This window comes from Pusillimonas sp. NJUB218 (genome assembly GCF_003788685.1).
Lineage (GTDB): Bacteria > Pseudomonadota > Gammaproteobacteria > Burkholderiales > Burkholderiaceae_B > Neopusillimonas.
This window is the reverse complement of the sequence record NZ_NQMK01000003.1, coordinates 146,177-155,102: the sequence shown is the minus strand read 5'-3', so window position 1 is coordinate 155,102 and position 8,926 is coordinate 146,177. Positions and strand designations below refer to the sequence as shown.

The 8,926-nt window shown below is 58.9% G+C and carries 8 protein-coding genes; 7 read left to right on the top strand and 1 reads right to left on the bottom strand.

Going from position 1 to position 8,926, the window contains the following annotated elements:
* Position 1 precedes the first annotated feature (1 nt).
* Positions 2–748, bottom strand: a complete 747-nt coding sequence (locus tag CHR62_RS05750) for a thioesterase II family protein (RefSeq protein ID WP_123660316.1) — start codon at positions 746–748, stop codon at positions 2–4.
* 311 nt (positions 749–1,059) lie between these two features.
* On the opposite strand from CHR62_RS05750, the gene CHR62_RS05745 reads away from it, so the two are divergent.
* The 7 genes from CHR62_RS05745 to CHR62_RS05715 all read left to right on the top strand — a co-directional run bounded on the left by CHR62_RS05745 (position 1,060) and on the right by CHR62_RS05715 (position 8,915).
* Complete coding sequence (locus CHR62_RS05745) at positions 1,060–2,100, top strand: peptidase M29 (RefSeq protein ID WP_093970909.1); 1,041 nt, start codon at positions 1,060–1,062, stop codon at positions 2,098–2,100.
* Positions 2,097–2,873: an alpha/beta fold hydrolase gene (locus CHR62_RS05740; protein WP_123660315.1), complete on the top strand. Its 777-nt coding sequence runs from the start codon at positions 2,097–2,099 to the stop codon at positions 2,871–2,873. The genes CHR62_RS05745 and CHR62_RS05740 overlap by 4 nt, the downstream gene beginning before the upstream one ends.
* A 45-nt stretch (positions 2,874–2,918) precedes the next feature.
* On the top strand, positions 2,919–4,181 hold the full coding sequence (locus CHR62_RS05735; protein ID WP_123660314.1) for an acyl-CoA dehydrogenase family protein: 1,263 nt from the start codon (positions 2,919–2,921) through the stop codon (positions 4,179–4,181).
* On the top strand, positions 4,171–4,656 hold the full coding sequence (locus tag CHR62_RS05730) for a flavin reductase family protein (protein WP_093970906.1): 486 nt from the start codon (positions 4,171–4,173) through the stop codon (positions 4,654–4,656). The genes CHR62_RS05735 and CHR62_RS05730 overlap by 11 nt, the downstream gene beginning before the upstream one ends.
* Before the next feature lie 93 nt (positions 4,657–4,749).
* Complete coding sequence (locus tag CHR62_RS05725; protein WP_123660313.1) at positions 4,750–5,895, top strand: ABC transporter substrate-binding protein; 1,146 nt, start codon at positions 4,750–4,752, stop codon at positions 5,893–5,895.
* A gap of 106 nt (positions 5,896–6,001) precedes the next feature.
* Positions 6,002–7,000 (top strand): NADPH:quinone oxidoreductase family protein, encoded by a 999-nt coding sequence (locus CHR62_RS05720; protein ID WP_158609098.1) that lies wholly within the window; start codon positions 6,002–6,004, stop codon positions 6,998–7,000.
* Positions 7,001–7,016: 16 nt separating this feature from the next.
* A complete protein-coding gene (locus tag CHR62_RS05715; RefSeq protein ID WP_123660311.1) occupies positions 7,017–8,915 on the top strand; it encodes an AMP-binding protein in 1,899 nt (632 codons plus the stop codon).
* Positions 8,916–8,926: the final 11 nt, after the last annotated feature.

Sequence of the window (8,926 nt, the reverse complement as noted above, 5' to 3'; positions counted from 1 at the left end):
GTCAATCGGGCATGCGCGCGGTGCACGCCTCGCGCACCACAGCAGCCACAGCCGGTAACGCATCGAACAAATAAAAATGTCCGCCGGGAAACGTCTGTTGCTGCAACGGAAAGATGGTTTCGTCTTGCCAAGTAGCCATGGCATGACACGCCGGGTCATCCCCACCCCGCAGCGCAACAACCGGCACGGGTACCGGGACCGCGCGCTCGCGCCGGTCGGGCGTAAGCGCGTACTGCGGGGCATGCTCCAGTAAGCGCATGTCGTGGCGCAATATCGTCTCGAAGTAGGACCGATACTCGGCATCCTGAAGCAGCACTTCGGGCACGCCGCCGTAAGCACGCACCTCATCCCAGAACGCATCGCTGGAGAGTGCGGCCACGTTCCTGACCCGGTAGGCTGACGGCGCCACGGCACCCGAGGCAAAAAACAACGACGGCAACGACAAACCACTGCGTCGGCGGTCGCGCAACAAAGCCATGCCCAGATGGGCGCCCAGGCTATGCCCGAACAAGACCCAGGACTGCCCGTCCAGCGCCCCCAGTTGCCGGTTGATGTCGGCCAAGGCCGCCGCGATATCCGTGACGAAGGGTTCGCGCGCGCGCTTGCCCCGGCCAGGCAACTCGAGGCAACGTACCGCGAAATCTGCTTTAAGTGTTGCTGCAAGCGGCGCGTACTGATAAGCCGCAGCACCCGCATGCGGCAACACAATCAGCAACGGCAAATCGCGACGACACAAGTCTTCAGACATAAGGGCTCACGCATCCTTGAAAGCCTCTGAGCATACTATGAAGCGCCCTTCTTGCCGCGTAAGAACGCCGTTTTATCGCCGCCGCACTGTCATTGGCGCCAGCCGCCTGAATCCGGTAACGCCACGCCCCAAGGCGCGCATCAAAAGCTTCTTACCCACGCTTCTACCACTCTCAATAATAGTCCAGCCAGTCGTTTTATTAGGAAAAACCCCAATCACTTATTCCATATAAAACTATTGACCTGAAAAACTGACTATCGCTATTATTCGACTAACCAGACTATTAATAGAAAAAGCCGGAGCACGCCAAGATGAAAATTCAGGAAAAATGGATTCGCGCATTCGAAATCATGTTTCGCAAATGCAAGGTCGAAACCGGCGAAATTGTCCGCTTGCTGACCGAAACCGAAAGCCGCAGTATCAATGTTCAACTGGCCGAACTGGCCCTGGCGCGCATGGGCGCCATCCCAGTACAAATCACCGTTCCGTCGCTGGCCATCAACACGCCTGTCCCCGTGCGATCCACGGGTGCGTCACATGTCATTCAAAACATGGCGCCCGTCATCCAGGCCTTGTCGGGACCAGGCCTCGTCGTCGACCTCACGGTCGAGGGCCTGCTGCACTCGCCCGAGCTGCCCGGCATTCTGGGTTCAGGTGCACGCGTACTCATGGTCAGCAACGAGCACCCCGAAACACTCGAACGCCTGACCACCGACCAGGACCTGACTGCCGCCGTAAAAAAAGGCGTCAAGATGCTGGCCAATGCCAAAGTCATGACGGTCACATCAGCTGCGGGCACCCACCTGACCATCGACCTGAATCACGCCAAAGTGGGGGGCGTCTGGGGGGGCGCCGACCGACCCGGCCTGGTACAGCACTGGCCTGGCGGCATCTGCCTGGCTTTCCCGGCAGCCAACACCGTCAACGGCACGCTGGTCATGGACATCGGCGACGTCAACCTGACCTTCAAGCGTTACCTCGAACAACCCGTGACACTGCACATTGAAAATGACTATGTCGCGCGCATCGAGGGCAAAAACCTCGACGCCGAACTGATGCGCAGCTACATGGCGGCCTGGCAAGATCGCGACGCGTATGCCGTCAGTCATGTCGGGTGGGGCATGAACCCGCAAGCCCGCTGGGACGCCCTGCAAATGTTCGACAAAGCCGACACCAACGGCACAGAACTTCGGGCATTTGCAGGCAACTTCCTGTATTCGACCGGCGCGAACGATGTCGCCGGACGCCACACCCTGGGCCACTTCGACCTGCCCATGCGCCACTGCACAGTGGCCCTGGACGGCATCACCGTGGTCGACCAAGGCCAACTTTGCAACGACGTTTTCCAATGAACATGACGCCTACCTGGCTGGCCGCAGGCCATGGCAACACGCCATTGGTACTTTTGCACGGCATGGGCTCGACGGCCGAAGTCTGGCTGCCCCAACTCAATCACTTTGGTCGCCATCGACACACCATCGCGTGGACGGCCCCCGGCTACGGGCCCTCACCCGCCTTGCCCATGCTCGGCTGGCCCGAGCTGGCCGACGCACTGGCCGACATGCTGGATGCTTCAGGCATTTCAAAGGCGATCGTGCTCGGTCATTCGATTGGCGGCATGGTTGCACAGGCTTTCTACCACCAACACCCCCATCGGGTTGCCGGACTCATTCTGTCGGCGACCAGCGCAGGGTTTGGCAGCACCGATCCGCAATGGAAAGAAGACTTCCTGCGACAGCGCACCGAACCCATGACTCGCTACCACAGCTTTGCCCAGGCCGCCCCCGACATGCTGGCCAGCTTCATGGGGCCAGACATCTCCACTCACATGCGGCAGTTGGCCGAAATCAGCGCCGCCAACATCGAAAAAAGCCGTTATATCGACTACATGCGCCTGCTGGTCACATTCGACTACAAAGACCGCCTGCCCGACATTGCTGTGCCCACACTCTTGTTGGCGGGTGAACTCGACACCCAGGCGCCGCCCAAAGGCATGCAACGCATGGCCGACGCCATTCCGGGTGCCCGCCTTGAAACACTGCCCGGCACCAAACACATGGCCAACCTCGAGAACCCGGCACAGTTCAATCAGGTCGTCGACACCTTTCTGACACGGTTCGCGTAAGCACGCCCAAAACACACATACCTACCGCAATTACTGGATACCAACATGGATAGCAGCTACCTCGCCGAATACGCTCACTCTGCCGACAGCAATGCCTACTTTCATGGCCTGCCCCTGACTGACGAGCAAAAACACCTTATCGCTAAAGTCGACGAATACGGCGTCAAATGGGCCGAACGTGCTTTTAAACACGACCGTGAAGCCAGTTTCCCCACAGAAAACTACGTAGACCTGAAAGCCATGGGCTTTTTGGGGTTGTGCGTACCCAAACGCCTGGGCGGCCTGGGCGCCGACTATCGCACCTACACGCTGGTGGCCAGCCGTATTGCCTATTACTGCGGCAATACAGCCAACACCTTCAATATGCATAATGCCAACGCCCTCTGGACGGCAGACATGATCGACGCCATGGACCTGACCGATGCCGAGCGCGAATCGCACGAACACAACCGGGCGATTCATTACGGCAACATGATCAATGGCAGCATCTATTCGCAACCATTTTCAGAAGGCAGTGGCGCCGCCGCCGGCAAGCACCCCTTTGGCACCACGGCCACCCGCAGCGACAGCGGCTGGGTGCTCAATGGCAAGAAAATTTTCGCGTCATTGTCAGGCCATGCCAATTACTACGGCGTCTTGTGTACCGAAGACGTGCCCAATGCCACCTTGGCCGACACGCTGTTCATCGCCATCCCGGCCGATGCACCTGGTGTTTCGGTGGTCGGCGACTGGGATCCTCTGGGCATGCGAGGCACTGTCTCGCGCACGCTTATTTTCAAAGATGTGCATGTACCCGACACCGCCCAACTGATGCCCCGAGGCATCTACATCAAAGCGGCATCGCAGTATCCGCACATGTTCATGACGCTCACCCCCACTTATATGGGTGTTGCTCAGGCCGCTTTCGACTTTTCTGTAGCCTATCTGCGGGGCGATGTCGCCGGCGTCAACGTCAAACGCCGCATGTATCCCACCAAACAACACGCCATCGCCGAGATGTATATCAAGCTGCAACAGGCCTGGGCCTTGTTCCATCGTGTCACATCCGAGTTCAAGCGCCGACCCAGCCGCGAAGAACGCTCACGCGCCTATGCCTGCCAGTACACAGTTATGGAATACTGTGCCGAGATATGCGCCATGGCGGTCCGCGTTTGCGGTGGCCAGGCCATGCTGAAGACATTCCCCCTCGAGCGCCTGTACCGCGATAGCCGGTGTGGCGCGCTGATGCTGCCCTGGACAGCCGAAATCTGTATAGACCGCCTGGGCTACGGACTTTTATACAAGGAAGGCGAACGTGATGACGACTAATCAGAAACCGGAACTGCGTCAGGCATTTGGCCGGTTTGCCACCGGCATCGCCGTCATTACGATGCTGGCTGAAGACGGCCAGCCCTATGGCCTGACAATCAATTCATTCTCGAGTGTGTCGATGTCGCCGCCGATGATCAGCTGGAACGTTGTACGCGGCACAACGGCACACCAGGTCATCAGCCGCCAGGGCCGCTTCGTCGTGAACATTCTGGCGCGCGACCAGCGTCATGTGGCCCAGCAAATGACGGGCCCCATCGAAGGGCGCTTCCAGGGCATTGCGTTCACACCGTCGGCATATGGCCTCCCTGTCATTGACGGCGCACTGGCGACTTTCGAGTGCGACACCCACACGTTGGTCCAGGCCGGCGATCACGACATTATTTTGGGTCTTGTCGAGCATTTCAGCCACCGCGACGGCCCGCCATTGGTGTACTGGCAAGGTCGATACGCTACCGCCACCCACGAACAATAAGACAACAGGCTCACCCACCCCAACCTGACAGACCGCAGTCGTCTGGCGCTGATTCAACCCGATCAACGTAGTACAACAACCCGGAGACACCTCATGCAACTTAAAAAAACATTGTTTGCCCTGATTGCCGGTCTGGCTTTTGCCGCATCGGCACACGCCCAGCTTAAAGTCGGCGTCGTTTCGTCGGCCACCGGCCCGGTATCGCTCATCGGCATTCCGCAGAAGAACACCGTGCCCCTCATGCCCAAAGAGATCGGCGGCCAGAAAGTCGAATACATCACATTCGACGACGGCAGCGATCCATCCAACACCGTCACCGTTGTCAAAAAGCTAATCTCGGAAGAGAAAATCGATGTGCTGGTCGGGCCGTCAAGCTCACCCAATGCCATGGCCATTCTTGACTTCGTCGCCGAAGCCAAGCTGCCCACATTGGCCCCCGTCGGTACCATCGCCATCGTCCTGCCCATGGACGAAAAACGTCGCTGGGTATTTAAAACCACGCAAAACGACGGCCTGGTTGCCGACAAACTGTTCGACCACATGAAAGCCAATGGGGTCAAAACCATCGGCTTTATTGGCACCGGCGATACGTTCGGCGAGACCTGGTTCAAGGTGGCCTCCGATGCGGCCAAAGCGCGCGGCATCGAAATCATTGCCAACGAACGTTTCAAGCGGCCCGATACATCGGTCACGGGCCAAGCATTGCGTATTTTGTCGGCCAAACCCGACGCCGTGCTGGTCGCGGCCCCGGGCGGGCCAGCAGTATTGCCGCAAGTCACGCTCACCGACATAAACTACAAAGGTCCCTTCTACCAGACCCACGGTGCGGCACTAAACGAGTTCATCAAACTGGGCGGTAAAAAAATCGAAGGCACCATTCTGGGTGGCAGCGTCATGCTTGTACCCAACGACGTGCCCGACAGCAACCCCGCCAAGAAAGTGGCACTTGACTACATCAATGCCTATAAAGCCATGCACGGCACCGAACCCGCCACATTTGGCGGCAACATGATGGATGCAGGCATTTTGCTGGAAAAGGCTGTACCCGAGGCACTCAAAGTCGCAAAGCCCGGCACCGAGGCCTTCCGGGTCGCTCTGCGCGATGCGCTTGAAAACATCAAAGAAGTCCCCGGCACCCAGGGCATTTACAACATGACGCCCCAGGACCATAGCGGTTTTGACCATCGCGGCGTCGAACTGGTGACGGTCAAAGACGGCACCTGGGCACTGGCCAAATAAGGCCTTGCGGGCGGCTATCCGGTCGCCCGCCATTTCATTAGCTTTCAGCTCACCGGTCGGCCAACCTATGGCCGGCCGGAGCTGGTCGTATCTTGCAGGTTTCCGAATGACCCAAAACACCCCAGACTTTGCCTTGCGATGCACAGCCTATGGCAACCCGCCCGCCATCGACATTGTTGCCGCCGAGACCCCCTCCCTAGGCCCATCTGACGTACGCATTGCCGTTGAATGTGCCGCGTTCAACTTTACCGATCATTTGCTGGTGCAGGGGCGTTATCAAGACAAGCCCAACCTGCCCTTTACTCCCGGCCTGGATGCCGCCGGAAAAATCATCGAAGTTGGCAGCGAGGTGCGCGGTTTCAAGCCCGGCGACGCGGTGGTCTCCAGCGGAGTTGTAGGGGCATGGGCCGCGCGCCTGATCGCCCCCGCCCACCGCCTGGTTCATATCCCTGCTGGCCTGGCGCCCGCCGACGCGGTGGCCTCCATCAACTCGCACCTTACGGCCTATCATGGCCTGATAGACCGCGCGGGCCTGACCGCCGGTGACCGCGTGGTCGTGTTTGGCGCCAATGGGGCGGTAGGCAAAGCGTGTGTGCAAATTGCCTGTCATGCCGGCGCCCAGGTGTATACCGTTACGCGCACCCCAAACGGCCTGCTGCTAGAAGACACCGCCCGCCAGAAACATATCACCGTCACGCCTGACACGCTAAAAGAAGGGCTGCGCGAACTGCTGGGCAAGGCGGGCGCAGACATCGTCGTTGACCCAGTTGGCGACTTCTACACCGAGGCCGGTGTGCGTAACCTGGCCTGGCGTGGGCGTTTGCTGGTCATCGGCTTTGCCGCCGGCGATATCCCAAAAGTACCCACCAATTTGCTGCTGCTCAAGGGCGCCTCGGTCGTCGGCGTTTACTGTGGCGGGTTGCTTGTTCAAGAAACATCGGCATTCACGCAGCAAATGGCGCAAATGTTCGGCCTCATGGCGCAGGGCACGCTCACGCCGTCACCGCACGAAACCTGGCCGGCCCAATCGTTTACGGACATCTGGGAACGTTTCTCTTCCGCACCGCGCGGCACCAAAGTTCTACTGGGGTTCAGCACCCCCTGATTACGGATACTGCAGCATGAGTCGTCATATTCCAGAAACCATTCAAGCCATCGAACCTCTGCGCCCCGACGCCCCCTTTCGCGACGTGGACTTTGCTCCCATCGACCTTCAACTGACAACGCGGCCTGACGGATCGCTGACTCTGTCTAACCGGCTAGCCCTGGCCACGCTGCCCGTACAACAAATTGGCGAATATCTGCATCGTTATGCCGCAGAACGCCCCAATCAAACTTTTCTGGCCGAACCCGGCCCGGACGGCCAATGGCAACACTTGACCTACGCCCAAGCCTCGGCAAAAGCCAACGCCGTTTCGCAATGGCTGCTAGACCAGCAATTGCCCGCTGAGCGACCAATTCTGATTCTGAGTGAAAACAGTATTAACCAGGCCATACTGCAATTTGCCGCCATGCAAATCGGCGTGCCGGTCATGCCAGTTTCACCGGCCTACAGTCTGATGTCCGAGGCCTGCGGGAAAATTGCCGATCTGTCACAACGATTTTTGCCATCGCTGATCTATGCCAGCGATAGTCAGCGGTTTGCCAAAGCCCTGGCCGTGGCACGAGCCCACAGCCCCAACGCACGCTGGCTTTGCGACGACACTGTCAATGCTGACGCTGTAACCTTTGACCAGGCCGTTGCAACCACCCCAACCCACGCTGTTGAAGAGGCCTTCGGGCGGGTGGGGCACGACACCATCGCTCGCCTGCTCTTGACGTCCGGCTCTACCGGCAGCCCCAAAGCAGTCATCATGACCCAGCGCAACATCATTGCCTCGGGCGTGCTGTGGGACCAAGTCTGGCCTTTCCTGGCCAAAGAGCCGCTGGTGATGGTCGACTGGTTGCCCTGGAACCACACTGCCGGCGCCCATGGTGCGCTGGCCATGGTGCTGCGCCATGGCGGCACGCTTTACCTTGACGATGGCAAGCCCGTGCCGCACTTGATTGGCCGCACAGTACAACACCTGCGCGACATCAAACCCAATGTCATGACCAATGTGCCCCGCGGTCTGGATATGCTGGTCGCCGCCATGGAAGACGACCCAACTATTGCCAAAGATATCTTCGCTCGCCTGAACGCCATAGTTTACGGTGGCGCATCGCTGGCGCCGAATACGTTGCTCAAGCTCGAGCAGCTGAGCGCCCAGGCTACCGGGCAGCGTATTACGGTCTCGTCATCGCTAGGCTCAACCGAAACTACCATGCCCGCCACCCTGATCTGGTGGCCACCCAAAGTACTCGGCACCCTGGGTTTGCCTGCGCCTGGCGTCGAGGCAAAGCTTGTTCCCTTGGGTGATCGGTACGAAATCAGGTTTCGCGGCCCCAGCATTACACGCGGCTACTACAACGACGACAACGCCAACCAGAAAAGCTACGACGACGAGGGCTTTATGCTGACCGGAGATGCCGTCGTCTTTGCTGATGATGACCACCCGGAAGAAGGACTTTTCTATGCCGGACGCTTGTCTGAAAACTTCAAGCTGGCTACCGGCACCTGGGTTTCTGTCGCCACTGTACGCGGCAACCTGCTGCCCCAATTGCACCCTTATGTCACCGACGCCGTCCTGACCGGTCACGATCGTGACGAACTGGGCGCCCTGCTCTTTTTAAATACTTCGCAAATCCGCAAGCGTCTGGCCGGGGCAACAAACCTTGACGATGCTGCGCTGACGCAGTTTGAGCCGTTGCAAAATATCATTCATGAGGGCATCGAACGCCACAACCGCAACTTCCCTGGCAGCAGTACCCGGGTTATGCGTGCCCTGCTGCTCGACAGCCCGCCCAGCATCGACGACAACGAAATCACCGACAAAGGCTATATCAACCAGTCAGGTGTCCTCAAGAAACGGGCCGATGCGGTTAAACGCCTGTACAACGTCCAGACGTCGGGTGAAGACTGCCTGATCATCAACACCTGATCGCCCATCGG